Source organism: Paracoccus sp. MA (assembly GCF_020990385.1).
GTDB lineage: Bacteria > Pseudomonadota > Alphaproteobacteria > Rhodobacterales > Rhodobacteraceae > Paracoccus.
The window spans coordinates 389826-406844 of sequence record NZ_CP087599.1; the positions used below are offsets into that span (position 1 = coordinate 389826).

General features: G+C 70.7%; 11 protein-coding genes. 6 read left to right on the forward strand and 5 right to left on the reverse strand.

Annotated features, from left to right (window positions below):
- Nucleotides 1-73: 73 nt before the first annotated feature.
- The gene (locus LOS78_RS20780; protein WP_230378580.1) at nt 74-844 is read left to right on the forward strand and encodes a hydroxypyruvate isomerase family protein; all 771 of its coding nucleotides are present in this window, start codon (nt 74-76) and stop codon (nt 842-844) included.
- Between the two features lie 24 nt (nt 845-868).
- Here LOS78_RS20780 and LOS78_RS20785 read toward each other — a convergent pair whose 3' ends face one another.
- Genes LOS78_RS20785 through napE form a run of 5 tightly spaced genes read right to left on the reverse strand, consistent with a single transcriptional unit; the run spans nt 869 to nt 5052 of the window.
- Nucleotides 869-1582 carry a cytochrome c3 family protein gene (locus tag LOS78_RS20785; RefSeq protein WP_028713615.1) on the reverse strand — a complete coding sequence of 238 codons (714 nt, stop codon included), beginning with the start codon at nt 1580-1582 and terminating at the stop codon, nt 869-871.
- 1 nt (nt 1583) lies between these two features.
- Entirely contained in the window at nt 1584-2069 is a 486-nt protein-coding gene (locus LOS78_RS20790; protein WP_230378581.1) for a nitrate reductase cytochrome c-type subunit, read from the reverse strand.
- Complete coding sequence (napA, locus tag LOS78_RS20795; RefSeq protein ID WP_230378582.1) at nt 2042-4537, reverse strand: periplasmic nitrate reductase subunit alpha; 2496 nt, start codon at nt 4535-4537, stop codon at nt 2042-2044. Before napA ends, LOS78_RS20790 begins: the two co-directional genes overlap by 28 nt.
- Nucleotides 4534-4863: a chaperone NapD gene (locus LOS78_RS20800; protein WP_230378583.1), complete on the reverse strand. Its 330-nt coding sequence runs from the start codon at nt 4861-4863 to the stop codon at nt 4534-4536. Before LOS78_RS20800 ends, napA begins: the two co-directional genes overlap by 4 nt.
- Nucleotides 4864-4872: 9 nt before the next feature.
- Nucleotides 4873-5052, reverse strand: a complete 180-nt coding sequence (napE, locus tag LOS78_RS20805; protein WP_028713611.1) for a periplasmic nitrate reductase, NapE protein — start codon at nt 5050-5052, stop codon at nt 4873-4875.
- Between the two features lie 1120 nt (nt 5053-6172).
- Here napE and LOS78_RS20810 point away from each other — a divergent pair.
- The 5 genes from LOS78_RS20810 (at nt 6173) to LOS78_RS20830 (ending at nt 16958) form a co-directional block, all read left to right on the forward strand.
- Entirely contained in the window at nt 6173-7831 is a 1659-nt protein-coding gene (locus LOS78_RS20810; RefSeq protein ID WP_230378584.1) for a S8 family serine peptidase, read from the forward strand.
- 10 nt (nt 7832-7841) lie between these two features.
- Complete coding sequence (locus tag LOS78_RS20815; RefSeq protein ID WP_230378585.1) at nt 7842-9716, forward strand: serine protease; 1875 nt, start codon at nt 7842-7844, stop codon at nt 9714-9716.
- On the forward strand, nt 9716-12979 hold the full coding sequence (locus LOS78_RS20820; RefSeq protein WP_230378586.1) for an AAA family ATPase: 3264 nt from the start codon (nt 9716-9718) through the stop codon (nt 12977-12979). Before LOS78_RS20815 ends, LOS78_RS20820 begins: the two co-directional genes overlap by 1 nt.
- On the forward strand, nt 12976-14952 hold the full coding sequence (locus LOS78_RS20825; RefSeq protein WP_230378587.1) for a trypsin-like peptidase domain-containing protein: 1977 nt from the start codon (nt 12976-12978) through the stop codon (nt 14950-14952). Before LOS78_RS20820 ends, LOS78_RS20825 begins: the two co-directional genes overlap by 4 nt.
- 176 nt (nt 14953-15128) lie before the next feature.
- Nucleotides 15129-16958 carry a sigma-54-dependent Fis family transcriptional regulator gene (locus tag LOS78_RS20830; RefSeq protein WP_230378588.1) on the forward strand — a complete coding sequence of 610 codons (1830 nt, stop codon included), beginning with the start codon at nt 15129-15131 and terminating at the stop codon, nt 16956-16958.
- The last annotated feature ends 61 nt before the right edge of the window (nt 16959-17019 follow it).

The window sequence follows — 17019 nt, forward strand, 5'->3', positions numbered from 1 at the left end:
GGCGCGGGGCTGTTGACAGCCGCCGCGGCCGGTGGATTGCTGCGCCGGGCAGGCGCGGCGCAAGGAGAAATGGATGACACGGTTTTCGGCGAATCTGGGCCTTCTCTGGGCCGACCTGCCCTTGCCGCAGGCGATCCGTGCGGCGCATCGCGCCGGGTTCGACGCGGTCGAATGCCACTGGCCGCAGGAGGTGCCGCCCGCACAGGTCGCCGCGGCTTTGGCCGAGACCGGCCTGCCGATGCTGGGCCTGAACACCCGCCGCGGCCGCCCGGGCGAGAACGGCCTTGCCGCCCTGCCGGGCCGCGAGGCCGAGGCCCGGGCCGAGATCGAGCGCACGCTGGACTATGCCGCCGCCATCGGCTGCGGCGCGGTGCATGTCATGGCGGGAAATGCCGAGGGCGACGCGGCGCAGCAGGTTTTCCTGGCCAATCTCGACCATGCCTGCCGGCTGGCGCGGCCGCAGGGCATTACCGTCCTGATCGAGCCGCTGAACCGCCGCGACGCGCCCGGCTATTTCCTGACCGGCTCGGACCAGGCGGCGCGGATCATCGAGGCGGCCGGGCACGACAACCTGCGGCTGATGTTCGACTGCTACCACCTGCAGATCATGGAGGGCGACATCTCGCGCCGGCTGCGGGCGCATCGCGACATCCTGGGCCATGTGCAGATCGCTTCGGTCCCCGACCGCGGCTCTCCGGATCACGGCGAGCTCGACTACCGCCATGTCTGCGCGGTGCTGGAGGATCTGGGCTGGACGCGGCCCCTTGGCGCCGAATACCGGCCGGAAGGGCCGACCGAGCCGACGCTGGCGTGGCTTCACCGGCGCCGGCTGGTCCGGCCATAGCGCCCGGTCCCGGCTCGGGGCCGGCTAGCGGGTTTCGACGGTGGCGAGATAGCGCCGCACCGCCTCGCCGTCCTGGTGCAGCCAGGCCTGGTCGTCGTCGCGCAGGGCAGGGGGCTCCAGCCAGCCGGGCTCGATGCCGGTCATGTCGGGCAACTGGTGCGCGATGCCCTTGTGGCAGTCGATGCAGGTCTTTTCGCCCGGGATCAGATAGCGCTCGTGGATCTCGGCCGCGCGGCGGGTCTGCTTGGTGAAGTCCATCGCCACCGCCGCGTGGCAGTTGCGGCATTCCAGCGAGTCGTTGGCCTTGAGCCGCGCCCATTCGTGCTTCGCCAGCTCCAGCCGCTTTTCCAGGAATTTCTCGCGCGTGCTGATGGTGCCGAAGATCTTGCCCCAGACCTCTTTCGAGGCCTGCATCTTGCGGGCGATCTTGTCGGTCCATTCATGCGGGACATGGCAGTCGGGGCAGCTGGCCCTGACCCCCGAGCGGTTCGAGAAATGCACCGTCGGCATCAGCTCCTGATAGACGTTGTCGCGCATCTCGTGGCAGCTGGTGCAGAATTTCTCGGTATTGGTGATCTCCAGCGCGGTGTTGAAGCCGCCCCAGAAGACCACGCCGCAGATGAAGCCGCCCAGCGTCAGGAAGCCGATGCTGAGAAAGCTGCTGGGCCGGCTGATGACGCGCCAGAACCAGGTGACCCGGCCCCAGACCCAGCGGATGACCCTGCTGATCCAGCCCATGTCACGGGCCCCCGGCATTCTGGTAGCCGTCGCGGAACGCGTTCGGCACCAGCGGTTTCACGTCGGTCTGCTGAACATGGCAGGCGGTGCAGAAATAGCGCCGGGGCGTCACGTCGGTCAGGATCTGACCGTCGCGGTCCATGAAATGCGTGACGCTGATCATCGGCGCGCCCGAACCCTCGGTGAACTGCGGCTTGTGGCAGTCCATGCAGCGGTTGGTGTTCACCGTCAGCTGGTAGCCGTCGATGGAATGCGGGATCACCGGCGGCTGTTCGGGATAGTTGCGCATCCGGCGCACGTCGTCGGTGATCGGCCGGCCCAGCGGCGGGATCTGGCCTTCGGTCATCGGCTCGGACCAGCCGGTCAGCGGCGGCACGATCTGCACCGCCGGCTCGGCCTGCGGCAGGGCGGCGCCGACCAGCGCGAACAGCACGAGGCCGGCCATGGCGGCGGGCCGGATCAGACGGAAAGGATCTTGACCGCGCATTTCTTGAAATCCGTCTGCTTGGAAATGGGATCGGTGGCGTCCAGCGTGACCTTGTTGATCAGCTGGCTGGCGTCGAACCACGGCACGAAGATCACGCCGCGCGGCATCCGGTTCCTGCCGCGTGTCTCGACGCGCGAGCGGATCTCGCCCCGGCGCGAGACGATGCGCACCTCGGCCCCCTGGTTGAAGCCCATGTCGCGGGCGTCTTCGGGATGCATGAAGCAGCGCGCGCCGGGAAAGGCCCGGTAAAGCTCGGGCACGCGCATGGTCATCGAGCCGGAATGCCAATGCTCCAGCACCCGGCCGGTCACCAGCCAGATGTTGTATTCCTCGTCGGGCGGCTCGGCCGGCGGCTCGTAGGGCACGGCGATGATCTTGGCCTTGCCGTCCGGGTTGCCATAGAACTGCACGCCCGCGCCCGGCTCGACATAGGGGTCCAGCCCCTCGCGATAGCGCCACAGCGTTTCCTTGCCGTCCACCACCGGCCAGCGCAGGCCCCGCACCTCGTGATAGGTGTCATAGGGGGCAAGGTCGTGACCATGGCCGCGGCCGAAGGCGGCATATTCCTCGAACAGGCCCTTCTGGACATAGAAGCCGAAATGGTTGGCCTCCTGGTTGGCGTAATCGGGATTCAGCTCCGAGATGTCGAAGCGGTCCACGCTGCCGTTGCGGAACAGCACGTCGAACAGGCTCTGGCCGCGATAGTTCGGGTTGGCGGCCAGGATCTCCTCGGGCCAGACCTCGTCGGTGGTGAAGCGTTTCGAGAACTCCATCATCTGCCACAGGTCCGAGCGCGCCTCGCCCGGCGCGTCGACCAGCTGGTGCCAGACATGGGTGCGCCGCTCGGCATTGCCATAGGCGCCCTCCTTCTCGACCCACATGGCGGCGGGCAGGATCAGGTCGGCGGCCATGGCCGTCACCGTCGGATAGGCGTCCGAGACGACGATGAAGTTTTCCGGGTTGCGATAGCCCGGCCAGGTCTCGCCGCTGTTGTTGGGCGCAGCCTGCAGGTTGTTGTTCACCTGCACCCAGTAGAAGTTCAGCGTGCCGTCATGCAGCGCCCGGTCCTGGGCCACCGCATGCAGCCCGGGCTTGTCGGGGATCACGCCTTCGGGGATGCGCCAGATCTCCTCGGCATGCTTGCGGTGTTCGGGATTGGTCACCGTCATGTCGGCGGGCAGGCGATGGGCGAAGGTGCCGACCTCGCGCGCCGTGCCGCAGGCCGAGGGCTGGCCGGTCAGCGAGAACGGGCTGTTGCCCGGTTCCGAGATCTTTCCGGTCAGCAGGTGGATGTTATAAACCATCTGGTTGGCCCAGACGCCCCGCACATGCTGGTTGAAGCCCATGGTCCACAGCGACATGACCTTGCGCTCGGGATCGGCGTAAAGCTCGGCCAGCTGCTCCAGGAAGCCCGGCTCGACCCCGGTCAGCTCGGACACCTTTTCCAGCGTGTATTCGCTGACCAGCTCGGCGAATTCCTCGAATGTCGAGGGCGTGGTCGCCGCCGGGTCCTCGGCCGTGCGCGCGGCCATCTCGCGCGGGTCGTCGTCGCGCAGCCCGTAGCCGATGCCGGTCGCGCCGGCGACGAAGGTGGTGTGCCGATCCACGAAATCGCGGTTCACCCGGCCGGTCTGGATGATGTGATTGGCGATGTAGTTCAGGATCGCCAGGTCGGTGCCGGGCTTGAAGACGATGGGAATGTCCGCAAGGTCCGAGCTGCGATGCGTAAAGGTGGACAGCACCGCCACCTTCACATGTGGATGGCCCAGCCGCCGGTCCGCCACCCGCGTCCACAGGATCGGATGCATCTCGGCCATGTTCGAGCCCCAGAGGACAAAGCCATCCGCCGCCTCGAAATCGTCATAGCAGCCCATCGGCTCGTCCATGCCGAAGGTGCGCATGAAGGCATAGGCCGCCGAGGCCATGCAATGCCGCGCATTGGGGTCGAGGTTGTTCGACCGGAACCCCGCCCGCATCAGCTTGGTCGCGGCATAGCCCTCGAAGATGGTCCACTGGCCGGAGCCGAACATGCCGACGGCGGTGGGCCCCTTGTCCTTCAGCACCCGCTTGGCCTGGGCGGCCATGGTGTCGAAGGCTTCCTCCCAGCTGACCGGGGTGAGCTCGCCGTCCTTGGCATAGACGCCGTCCTTCTTGCGCAGCAGCGGCTGGGTCAGGCGGTCCTGGCCATACATGATTTTGGACAGGAAATAGCCCTTGACGCAGTTCAGGCCCCGGTTCACCTCGGCCAGCAGGTCGCCATGGGTGGCGATCACCCGGCCGTCCTTGACGCCGACCATGACGCCGCAGCCGGTGCCGCAAAAGCGGCAGGGCGCCTTGGACCAGGTGATCTGCAGCGATTCGACGCCGCCGGGCACCGGCTGCGCATCGGCGGAAAGCGGGATATTGGCGGCCATCGCGGCGATCCCCGCCGCCTGCGCCTTGAGCAGGTCGCGTCTGGAAATGCTCATGCCAGCGCCTCCTTCTCATCGGCGGGCAGCACCTGTTCGAAAACCAGATTGGCCGAGAACACCTCCTCCATGACCGAGATCTCGGCCAGCCGGCCGCCGATCTCGCCCACCGAGTCGCCTTCAAGGACCAGGACGATCTTGGCGCCCTGGACCGCGTGCACCTCGGTCCCCGGCAGGGCGGCAAGGCGCCGCGCGATGTCAGGGGCCCGTTCCGGCCGCGTGGTGACGATGGCGCTGGAGATGTGAAGGAAGCGCGGCTCTGCCTGTTTCAGCTTTCCGGTCAGAATGTCGCGTCGCTGGATGGGGGTCCTGTCTGGCTCGCGCATGGGCTTTCCCTAATGTATGGGTCCGGGTGGTCCGAAGATGATCTGCCACATCCAGACCAGGAAGCCGTAGCCGCCGACGATCGCCACCGACAGGATCGGCCAGATCACCACGGCGAGGATCAGGAAGGCAAGGATTTCGTCCCGCTTGCGCTGCGGGGGATGACCGGCTTCTTTGGCGGAATCGATCATGGTCTGGCAACCTTCGCGTGCAGGCGCGTCGCTGGAAGCTTCGGTGGACGCCTTGGTTCATTCTTCCCACAAAACCGTGAAGAGTCAAAAAGGTTCCTGCCCGATTTACGGGCAATCGGGCGTCCCGGCGAAACCCGGCCCGCCTGCCGCTGCGATGCCACCGCCTGGGCAGGGAGGGAAAGACCAGCAAAATCATGCGGCAAGACTGCTGCCCCGCGCGCCCGCCGCGTGACGGGGCGCGGGCCTGAAGGACGGCGCGGCGCCCGGCTTGTCGGCGCACCGCACCGCCGCGGGAGGCCGAATCGTTGACCGGCCGGGTCCGAGGAAACCTGCATCCGTGCGAAATCCGCTGCCGGATACATCCTTGGGTAGAGGAAGCGTCACAATCTTGCCGCAATCCGACGCAATGCCGGCCGGGCGCGCCATCTCTTGCCCCAGCCCGGCAAGCCGGAATCGCTCGGGCCGGAGCCAGCGCCCCTTTGCCAGCGGATGGGCTTCCCGGGGTTTCTGACGACCACCTTTTGCGGCGGGCCGTTCATCCTGCCCGGCTCCGCCACAACCCCGCGAGACCGCGCCGGCCGGCATGGCGACCCCGAACGAATGGAATTTCGGGCGCGCATTCATCGCACAGCCCTGAATAAAACAAAAAGATTCGGAAAATCCTATTCCAAAAACTTTCGCAGCCCGGGGATTCCGGCAAGAAATGCGCAGGCTCCGGGAAAACCCGATGCCGCAGAATCCCCGCCTTGCCGCATTGCATGCCGAATCGCTTTACCTGTGATTAAAATCTGCTAACTTTCAAGAAGATCAGAGTGACCCACCCGTTTATGAGCTCTGAGATGTGTGCATTACCGTTTCGCGATTGCCAGAATGTCCGGGTTTTTTCAGACAGCCCGACATGGACCGAAGTCCGGCCGGGATTGAAAATGCCCGGCCAAGGCCGCTGCATCGGCGGTATCCCGGATAATGCGCTGGTTTTTCGCGCCGCTTTCAACCGCGGCGGCAATTCGCAATCGGCCTTCCGCGCCGGGCGATCCGGCATTCGGGGCGCACGCCGCCGCCGCCAGACCGGCCCCGCGATCCCCGCGGCAGGCCGGGGCGGCAGCAGGAGGAGGTGGACATGGTGATGGCGTCTTTCATGGCCCTGCGTCAGGGCATTCCGGTCGAGGAGGTGGACCCGCTGACCGTCGAACTGGTTTATGCCGCCGAGCAGCCGGCGGAGGCGGTGCGGACCCGGGTGGCCGCCGCCCTGCCGGATGCCGAACTGTCGGTCGAGCCGGTTTTCGACGCCGAGGCCGACCGCTATTTCTTCGTGGATTTCCCCCGGATCGACCCGCATGGGCAAGAGCGCGAGATATTCGCCTTCGCCCGCGAGCTGCGCGCCGCCGTCGGCGCGGCCGAGGCCAATCCGGTCCTGCCCGACAGCCTTTACGGCTCGGCCCATCTGGGCGCCGAACAGGAAAGCCTGGCCGGGCTCTGCGCGACCAGGCCCGACAGCAGCCGCCCCTGGGGCTGGCATCACCCGCTGATCGACACCATCGGCGCCTGGCAGACGACGCGGGGGCAGGGGGCGACGGTGGCGGTCATCGATACCGGCTACAGCAGCCATAACGAGCTGGCCGATGTCCTGGACCTGCGGGCCGAGCGCAATTTCGTCGAGGGCGGCACCGATGCCCGCGACCGTTTCTCGACCGGGCCGCTGATGCAGCCGGGCCATGGCACGCTGGTCATGTCGGTGATCGCCTCGCGCGGCTCGGCCGATGCGGCGGGCGAGACGCAGAAGCCCGGCGGCATCACCGGCACCGCGCCCGAGGCCAGGATCATGCCGCTGCGCACCATCCGGTCGGTGGTGGATTTCAGCCAGCGCCAGATCGCCGCGGCCATCGACCATGCCGTCGCGCAGGGGGCGGACGTCATCGCCATGGCCCTGGGCGGCCCGACGCGCGTCGCCAGCACCGAGGCGGCCCTGCGCCGCGCCGTGGCGCAGGGCGTGGTCATCGTCTGCGCCGCGGGCAATTGCTGGCCTCTGGTGGTGTTCCCGGCCGCCTATGCGCCGCTGGGCATCTGCACCGCGGTGGCGGCGCTGCAACCCGACCTGCGGCCCTGGGCCAAGACCGGCAGGGGCCCGCAGGTCACCTTCTCGGCCTTCGGCGAGCATGTCTGGGGGGCGGCGAAGAACCGCGCCGGCGACAGCGATGCCGGCATCCGCGCCAGCCAGGGCACGACGCTGGCGACCTCGATCAGCGCCGGGGTGGCGGCGCTGTGGGTGGCAAGGCATGGCGGGCGGGCCAAGCTGCAGCAGGCGGCGCGGCAGCGCGGCACCACGGTGCAGGCGATGTGGGTACATTGCGCGACGCAGGGCATGACGCCGCCGCCGGTCTGGAACGGCTCGCAGCGGCTGGGGGCGGGGGTCATCAACGCCGCCCGGGCGCTTGGCGCCGCGCTGCCGACCGCGACCGAGGCGCCGCCGGCGCCGCCGCCGGATGCGGCCCCGACGCTCGACATCCTGCAGATGCATCTTGCCGGCATCGACGAAGGCATCCTGGGCGAGGTCGACCCCGCCATGGCGGACCTGGCGCCCGAGCTGATCTGGCTGAGCTATCGCGCGGCGGCCCGGCAAAGGGCGCTGGAATCGCTGGCCGAGGCCGTGGCCGGGACCGAAGCCCCCGGTGTCCCCGCAGCCATGCCTCCGGCCGTGGCCGGCGCGGACCAGCCCACCGAGGCCCTGGCCCGGGTCCTGCGCGACGCCCCCGCCCTGCGCGCCGCGGTCGGCCTGTGACGGGGCGGCGATGGCGGTCACGGCCAACCGCATCCGCGCCGTGCTGGGCGCCCATGCCGCCACCGTGGAAGAGGCGCTGGCCTTCCTGTTCCCCGATCCCGACCGGCCGGTGAATCTGGACGGGCTGCGCGAGGCCGCCGAAGAGGGCGACGACCTGGCCGATGTCCTTGCCGCCGTGCTGAACGACAGCGGCACCAGCGGCAGCTTCATCGCCTTTCTGGGCGCGCGCGGCATCGAATTGCGCCCCCTGCAGCCCAATGCGCCGATCTGGGATGCGGTGCGGCGCCGGCGGGGCGCCGAAAGCGCGATCCCCGAGCCGGAGCCGAACGATTTTCCCTTCGACCCGCTGGCGGCCTTTGCCACCCGGGCCCGGCAGTTCCGCTGCCGCATCCTGCTGGACCGGCGGGTGATGGGGTCGGGGGCTTTCGTCTCGGCCCGGCTGGTGCTGACCGCGGCCCATGTGATCGAGGAGCTCATCTGCGCCCGGCAACCGCAGCCGGCCCTTCCCGGCGCCGATCCGGCAGCCGTGCCGGCGGCGGGCCCGCACCTGCATCAGATCCGCATCCTCGCCTCGGATGGCAGGCGCTATCCCGCCCGGCTGGTCTGGCATTCGCCGGTCCATGCCTGCGAACACGACGGCGGCCTGCCGCCGCCTGCCGAGGCGGCCAGCCACCGCGACGTGGCGCTGCTGCGGGTGCTGCTGCCGCTGGGGCACAGCTACGGCCATATCGAGCTGCCCCCGCAGCCCGTCGAATGGACCGGCCCCAGGATGCTGGCGCTGGTGCATTATCCGCGCGGCAAGGCGCGGGGCTTCGTCTCGGGCCGGGTGCTGCGCCGCAAGGACGACATCCGCCTGCAGCACGACATCGCCACCGAGCCGGGTTCCTCCGGCGGCCCGGGCTTCGATACCGACCTGCGCTTCATCGGGCTGCATCAGGGCCGGACCGGGGGCCGGGGCCGGCTGGTGCCGCACAGCCAGTTCGCGGCCGAGCCGGCCTTTCTGGACGCGATCCGGCAGGATTGCCCGCCGCGCTATCTGTGGTCGCTGGACGGCAATCTGGACGGGCCGATCATCATCGGCCGCCAGCAGTTCTTCGCCGGGCTGGCGGCGATGGTCGAACAGCCGGATTCGCTGCTGCGCGGGCTGTGGATCCGCCGGCTCGACACCAGCCGGGCGACCGGACTGGGCTTCAGCTTCGACATGCTGCGCGCCTTTCTGGCCAGCCAGCGGCCCGCCGCGCAGGCCATGGTGCGCGATGTGCTCTGGCGCGTCCCGACTGCGCTTTCGACCGAAAACCTGCTGGACGGGCTGGCGCGGATGGCGCTGGACCGCCCCGCCGCCGAGGCCCATGCCGGGGTGCGCGGCCATGAGACCAGCCGCGTCGCCGAACAGCGCGACCGCGCGCAGCGCCTGGCCCAGGAGCTGCAGCGCCGCGCCGAGGCCGAGGACCGCATCTTCTGGTTCTTCCTGGAAACGCCCCCCGGCGGCGAGCTGGCCGAGCCGGTTCTGGCCGAGTTCGAGCATCTGGTCGAATGGCTGGTCGCCCATCGCAACCTGCGCCTGATCCTGGCCGGGTTCGAGCAATATGCCTTGGCCCCGCTGCGCTTCCAGAACGCCGAAGAGGCGCTGACCGCCCGGCGGCCGGGGCTGCTGGTCGATCCGCTGGGCCGCTTTACCGATGCCGACATCGCCGTGACGCTGGCCGCGATGCTGCGCGACCTGACGGGCGAGGAGGCGCTGGACCCGGTGCTGGCCGAGGACATGGTGCGGCAGGTCACGCATGGCCTGCCGCAGCTGCATCCCGGCATCTATGATTTCGATCACATGCGGCGGGCGACCAGGCGCCTGCAGAGCTGCGTCAGGAAACGGATGGGGATGCGCTGATGGCGATGCCGGACCGATACCGCCAGCTGCGCCACAGGCTGTTTCTCCGCGCTGCCCTGAGCGACAGCTTTTCCCCGCGCCTGCTGCTGCAAGAGGTGCTGCAGGGCGAGGAGCGCATCGACCTGCAGCTGCGCGGCCAGCTGATGTCGGCGCTGCGCGAGGCCTGCACCGAGGAAGCCGGCGTCGCCCCGGAAAAGGGCGGCGCGCTGTGGCGGATGCGGCTCTTGCCGCGGCACAAGTCGCTCGCGGCCGCCGCCCCGGCCCGAGATCCGGCCGCAGACCTGTCCGCAGACCTGTCGGGCGACCTGCCCGACACGCCCATCGTCCGGGCGCTGCAAGGCCGGGACGGTTTCGCGCCCGACCGGCTGCGCCGGCTGATCGACGGGCTGGAGCCGGTCGCCGCCGAGGAACTGGCCGGGCTGGTGGCTGTTCTGGAACAGGCGGGGCCGGGGGCGCCGGGCCATCCGCTTCTGGCGGGCCTTGGCAGCCTGCTGGACCGCCTGCGCGGCGCGGCGCTGACCGATGCGCTGCTGGAACAGGGCATCCTGGGCCGGGCCGAGGAAATCGCCCGCATCCGCGCGGCGCTCGCCGCCCCGCAGCGGGCGCCTCCGCTGCAGACTGTCCATATCCAGGGGCTGCCGGGGCTGGGCAAGACCTTCCTGCTCGAACAGGTGATCCGCGAATGCCGCGACCTGCCGGACATGGTGCTGATCCGGCTGGATTTCGACCGCTCCTCGCTGCAGACCGGCGACATCGCGGCGGTCTTCGACGAAATCTCGCGCCAGATCGGCACCACCATTCCCGAAGCCGCCGCCGCCCTGCAGGACCAGCGCCTGCGCGAGGCCGAGCGGCGCACCTCGATCGGGGCCAACACTGCCGAAACCGTGGCGCCCTTCGAGCATCTGCACCAGATGATCGAACTGGTCGCGGGCCGGGGCCGGCGGCTGCTGTTCCTGCTGGACACGCTGGAGGTGCTGCACGGCCATGGCGAAACCTTCGTCGGGCGGCTGCTCGAAGAGCTGGACCGCTTCGCCGCGCCGGGCAGCATCCCGATCAACCTCATCTCGGCCGGGCGCGGCAGCATCTTCGGCGAGGATCACCCGCGGCTCCGGGCGCTCATCCCGCTGGAGGGGCTGGAAAATCAGGTGATCCAGGCGATCCTGGAACGGCGCGGCGTGCAGCCGGGGCTGCGCCGCCGCATCGCCCGGCTGTCGCAGGGCAACCCCCTGCGCCTGCTGCTGGTCACGCGCGCGGTCCAGGAAAGCGGCGGTTCGCTGGGGGAAGAGCAGATCCGGCAATCCACCAACGGCTATCTGTATCGCGCCATCCTGTCGCGCGTGCCCGCCGACATCCGCCGCATCGCCTCGGAAGGGCTGATCCTGCCCTGCCTGGATGCCGAGGCCCTGACCGGCATCGTGGCGCCCGCGCTGGGTCAGGTGCTGAGCCCGGCCGAGGCCGAGGCGCTGCTGGAGACGCTGGCGGCGCAGTCCTGGCTGGTCCGGCGCGATCCGGCGGGCGGGCTGGTGCATCGCGACGAGCTGCGGGCCGAGTTTCTTGAGCTGACCTATGCCGAAAACCCGCAAGGCGCGGCCGAGATCAACCGCCGCGCCGCCGCCCATCACGACGGGCGCGATCCGGCCCTGAGGCTGTATCACCTGCTGCAGCTGACCCGGGCCGGGGAGCCCATGCCCGGGATCGATGCCGCGCTGGCGCTGCGCCTTACCGGCCGGCTGTTCGACGACCTGCCGCCGCCGGCGCGCGACGCGGTGCTGCGCGCGCGCGGCGAACGGGCGCGCGGGACCGCGCCGCCGCGCCGCCGCGCCGATCCGGCCCCGCGCCTGCCCGGCGCCGCCCGTCCCCGCCGCCGCCCCGACCGCGCCGGCATGGCCTGGCTGCAGGTCGCGCCCGGCAGCGCCCGGCTGATGCGCATCGACCCGCCGGCCGAGGGACAGCCCGAAAACGCCGGCGACCTGACCGACCTGCGCAACATGCTTGAAGCCGGGGCGCTGCGCGAGGCGTCCTTCCTGGTCCGGCAGCGGTTCCGCCGGCCCTTTCCCGCCGACGGCCCGACCGGGCTGCTGCTGCTGGCGCATCAGTGGCGGACCGGGCAATGGGGGATCGTCCGCCGGCTTCAGCCCTGCCTCGACATGGCGGCGTTGGAAGGGGCGCTGCACGACGACGTGGGGCTGACCGGGCTGGTGCTGCTGGAAATCTGGGCCGAGTTCCGCTTTGACGAGCTTTGCGCGCGGCTGCGGCAGGACGATTTCCTGGCGCTGGCCGGCCGCGCGCTGGGGCAGATCGGGCGCGGCGGCCTGCGCGCGGCGGCGCTGGAATTCGCCATGCTCTGCGCGCGCGGCCCGGGGCTTTCCGGCGAGAACGAGGCCGCCGGCGCCGTCGCGCGCTGGCTGCCCGAGGCCCCGCCCCATGCCGCCCTGGCGCTGCATGCGCGGGCGCAGGCGCTGCGGGCCGGTTTCGGCCTGGAACTTGCCCCCGCCGGGCAGGACCCGCGCGAGATGGATGCCTGCGGCGCGGCGCTGGCGATGGCGCCGGTCAATCCCTACGGCCAGCCGATCCGCGCCCTGATCGACACGCTGGCCGATGCCGGCGCGGCGCGGGTTCCGCAGGCGGCCGAAGGCCTGGGCCCGCGTCTGGACGAATTGTCGGCGCTGCTGATACCGGGGCTGTCGGGGCTGGATACCGCGCAGGCGCGGCTGGCCTCGGGCGGGCGCGAGGCGCTGGCGCTGATCCAGGCCATGGGGCTGGTCGCGGAATTCGCCGGCGGGGTGTCGTCCCTGGTGCCGGCGCCCGACCTGCTGGTGCTGGCCCGCGCCGCGGCGCGCTGGCAGCAGGCGACGCTGGGCCTGTGGGGCTATGGCCGGAACCGCCCGGCCGGCTGGGCCTGCGAGGCGCGGATCGACCCGCTGGCGCAAGAGCGCGCGCTGCGGCTTCTGGCCCGGCCCGACGCCACGGAGGCGGCGCGGCGCGCCTTTCACATCTGGCAGGCGTCGCCCGACCGGCCGCCGCCGGCGGATTCGCCGCCGCTGCGCGCCGCGCTGGCCGGGATCGCGACCGATCTGCCGCCCGGCGCCGGGCTGGACGAGCGGCTGGCGCTGGTGCAGCGCGCGGGGATTATTCCGGTCCAGCAAGCCCCGCTCGCGGTGCTGAGCCGGCGCGACGGCAGCGATGGCCACTGGCTGCCGGTCCTGGAACAGGGCGGCGGCACCATCACCCAGGCTTTACGATCAGGAGGGCAGGCAGGATGAACCATGAACAGGAAAGCCTGGGCCGGCTGGAACGGCTCTCGGGCAGCGGCGCCATCGACCGCGCCCGCGTCCTGGTGGACGACGATCCGCCGATCCTGCGCGAGCTGGGCCTGACCCCGGACCGCGCGCGCGAGCTGCTTTCGACGCAGCCGACGCAGCTTGAATCGGTCGGCTCGCAGCCCTCGCAGCTCGAGGCGATCGTCCGCGCGCTCGGCCGGCCGCCGCTGATGGTGGTGCAGGGCGCCGTCCAGGGCAAGCACAAGCTGGGCGCGGATTTTCCCGCCGATATCGACGGCCGGATCACCGCGGTCGAGCCGCTGCTGGGCTCGGTCGGCAGGGTCGAGTTCCTGAACCACGACCAGAGCTGGGGCGGCACCGCCTGGGTGGTGCAGAGGCGCGACGATCACCTTCTGGTCGTCACCAACCGCCATGTCGCCCGGCTGGTGGCGCGGCGCACCGCGCGCGGCGATGCCGTCTATATGTTCGCCCCGGGCAATGTCCAATACGGCGCCGCGGTGGATTTCGCCGAAGAGCTGGGCCTGGACCCCGACCCCCGGACGGTGCTGGCCATCGACCGCTTCGTCTATCTTGCCGACGACATCGCCGCCGATATCGCCATCGGCCGCATCGCCTGCCCGCCGGCCGGATCGCCGCTGGCCCTGCAGCCGCTGACGCTGGCCGAGCAGGACATCGCCAAGGACGAGCTGGTCGCCGTCGTCGGCTATCCGGCCCGCGATTCCCTGCGCAACGATCCGACGCTGATGGAGCGGTATTTTACCGGCATCTACGACGTGAAACGCTTTTCGCCGGGCTATCTGATGGCGGCCGAGGGCCCGCAGATCCTGCGCCACGACTGCACGACCCTGGGCGGGAATTCCGGCAGCCCGGTGATATCGCTCTGCAGCGGCAAGGTGGTCGGCCTGCATTTCGCCGGGCGCTTCGGCATCGGCAATTCCGCCGTGCGCGCCTCGACGATCCGGGCGGTGCTCGACAGCATCCCGCAAGGGACGAGCCGCACGTCCACCGTGGTCGGTTCGCTGCCCGATCCGCCGCCCGCCGCGGCCTCTCTGGCCGGGCGGCCGGGGTATGACCCGGATTTCCTGCAGACCCATCCGGTTCCTCTGCCGCAGCCCGGCCAGCACCTGCCGCTGGCGGTTCCCTCGGATGCCAGCGCCGAGCGCCCGCATGAGCTGAAATACCAGAATTTCGGCATCCTGTTCTCGGTGGCGCGCCGGCTGCCGCTGCTGGCGGCGGCGAATATCGATGCCCGCAAGCGGCGCCCGCAAAAGCGCCACCCGCAGGGCTGGCGCAGGGACGGTCGCATCGCCGCCGACCTGCAGGCCGGGGCCACGGACCAGGGCGATCCGGCGGTCGTCGCGGTTTCCCTGGTCCGGCCGGCGGCAATGGCCTGGGGCGATGACGAGGAAACCGCGGCCCTCGCCTTTGCCGACGGTTTCCATTGCCCCGTCGCCTGTCCCTGGCATCTGGGGCTGGGGCCGGACAACGCGCTTTGGACCGGGATCGAGGACCACATCCTGACCAGCCCGCGCACGCATGGCTTCCGCTGCGTCCTGTTCCACGGCCCGATCCTGCACGAGGACGATCCCCGGCCCGAGGGGGCGGCCGCGGGCATTCCCATGCGCTACTTCAAGGTCGTGGTCATGCTGGCCGAGATCGGGGGCAGCGGCGGCGAGCTGGGCCTCAGCGCCAGCGCCTATCTGCTCAGCCAGGCCGATCTGATCCAGCGGCTGCTGCAAGAGCAGAAGGTGATCGAATCGGTCGAGGGCTTCGACTTCGCCAGCTACCGCACGTTCCAGCTGCGCCTGTGCGACCTGGAGCGCATCAGCGGCTTCGATTTCGGCGCGCTGAAGGCGGCCGACCCGCTGGCCGCGCTGGTGGAAAGGGGCGGCGCCCCCGGCCGGCCGCCGCGCGGCGTGATCGAACTGCAGAGCCTGGACGACATCGTGCTGTAAGCCCCCGCGCCACGCGCCCGACGGCGACGGCCGGGCTTTGCCGCCGCTTCATCCTTCGCAGGGTTTCGGCGGATTGCGCCGGTGGCCCGCGCCGGCCGGGGCCGATCCGGCTTTTTCTTGACACCGGCTGGGGCCGGCCCCTTACTATCGCCCAGCCTCAACACAGGGCGCAGCATATGCCGGAAAGCATCCAGAAGGAGGACTGGGAGCGATTCCGCGCGCTGGGGAGCGTGCCCCCCAGCATTCGGGAGGTCGTGCTCAGATCCTGGGTCAGGTCCAGGGGGCGGAAAGAGATCGAGACCCTCAAGCGCGCGCCCAGCGTCGCCCAGGACGAATTGCGCGCCATCCGCAACCGCAACCAGCGCCTGCGCTCGGCGGCGCAGACCGCGATCCGCCGCGCCGGCTACATGCTGAACGATGCCGGGATGATGCTGCTGCTTTGCGACCGCGGCGGCGTGGTGATGGAGGCCGAGGGCGATGCCCGCATCCTGTCGCGCGGCCAGGAAAACCACCTGCATCCCGGCGGCCATTGGGACGAGGACGCCATCGGCACCAACGCCATCGGCACCGCGCTGCACCTGGCCAAGCCGGTCACCATCTCGGGCGTCGAGCATTTCTGCGAGGCGATCCAGCGCTGGTCCTGCGCCGCCGCGCCGATCCGCGACCCGTTCAACGGAGCGCTTCTGGGCGCCATCGACATCTCGGGGCCCTCGGGGCAGTCCTTCGGGCAGGTCGCGGCCTTCTCGGTCACGCTGGCCATGCAGATCGAGGAGGCGATCCGCAATGCCGGGCTGCAGGAACACCGGCGGCTGATCGAGCGGCTGCTGGCCGAGCGCCGCGGCCAGCGCGGCGACGAGATCATGGTGCTGGACCGCTTCGGCCAGCCGGTCTGGTCCAGCGCCGATTTCCGCTCGGCCGCCGGCCGGGCCTGGGGCGACGAGGCCGGGGCGGCCCTGCCGCTGCCGCCCGACGCGCATCAGGGCGATCCGGGCAATCTGGCCGCGCGGCTGCGGCAGGTCCTGCCCCATGCCGATGTGGACGTGCTGGTCGAGCGCGGCGACATGCTGGGGGTGATGGTCACGCTGCAGCGCCCCGGTGCGCGGGGCCGGCCGGCCCCGGACCCGGCGGTGAGCCTGGCGCAGATCGCGCAAAGCGGCGCGGCCATGGCGCCGATCTGCGCCGCCGCGCGGAAATATCTGGAAAGTGGCGTGCCGCTGCTGATCGAGGGGCCGGTCGGCGCGGGCAAGGAGACTCTGGCCCGGGCGCTGCACCTGGCCGGGCCGCTGTCCGGCCAGCCGCTGGAGTTTCTCGATTGCAGCCTGCTGGACCCCGAGACGCTGCGCGGCGACCTGATCGATGCGCGGCTGGCGCGGCTGGCCGAGGCCGGCGGCACGCTGTGCCTGGACGAGCCGGCCCAGACGCCGCGCCAGGCGCAGCCGCTGCTGGTGCAGGCGCTGGCCCGGCTGGCCCGCGCCGCGCCGGTGCCGCCGCAGATCCTGTCGCTGTCCTCGGTCGGCCTTGCCGAGCGGATGGCACAGGGCGATCTGCGCGGCGACCTGTATTTCCGGCTGGCCGCCGCCACCCTGCGCCTGCCGGGCCTGGCCGAGCGGCGCGACGACCTGCCCGGGCTGATCCGCCGCTTTGCCCAGGCCTATCCGCAGCGCCGCCGCGGCAAGCCGCTGCGCTTCACCCCGGCGGCGATGCGGCAGCTGCAGGCGCATGACTGGCCCGGCAATCTGCGCGAATTGCGCAACCTCATGGAATCGCTGGGTGCGACCTCGCTCAGCGGGCTGGTCGATCGGTCCGATCTTCCCGCGCATCTGGCCCGGCCCGCCGGCCCCCGCCGCGAAGAGACGCTGCGCGACCGCGAGCGGGCCGAGATCGCCGCCGCCGTCGCCGAGGCGGGCGGCAACATGACCGAGGTGGCGCGGCGGCTGGGGATCGCGCGTTCGACGCTGTATCTGAAACTGGACCAATACGGCATCCCGCGTCCGCGTCGCGACTGAGCCGGCGCCGGTTTCGCGGACGCGGCAAGGCGTCCGCAGCATGTCCGACGGACCGTCCGAA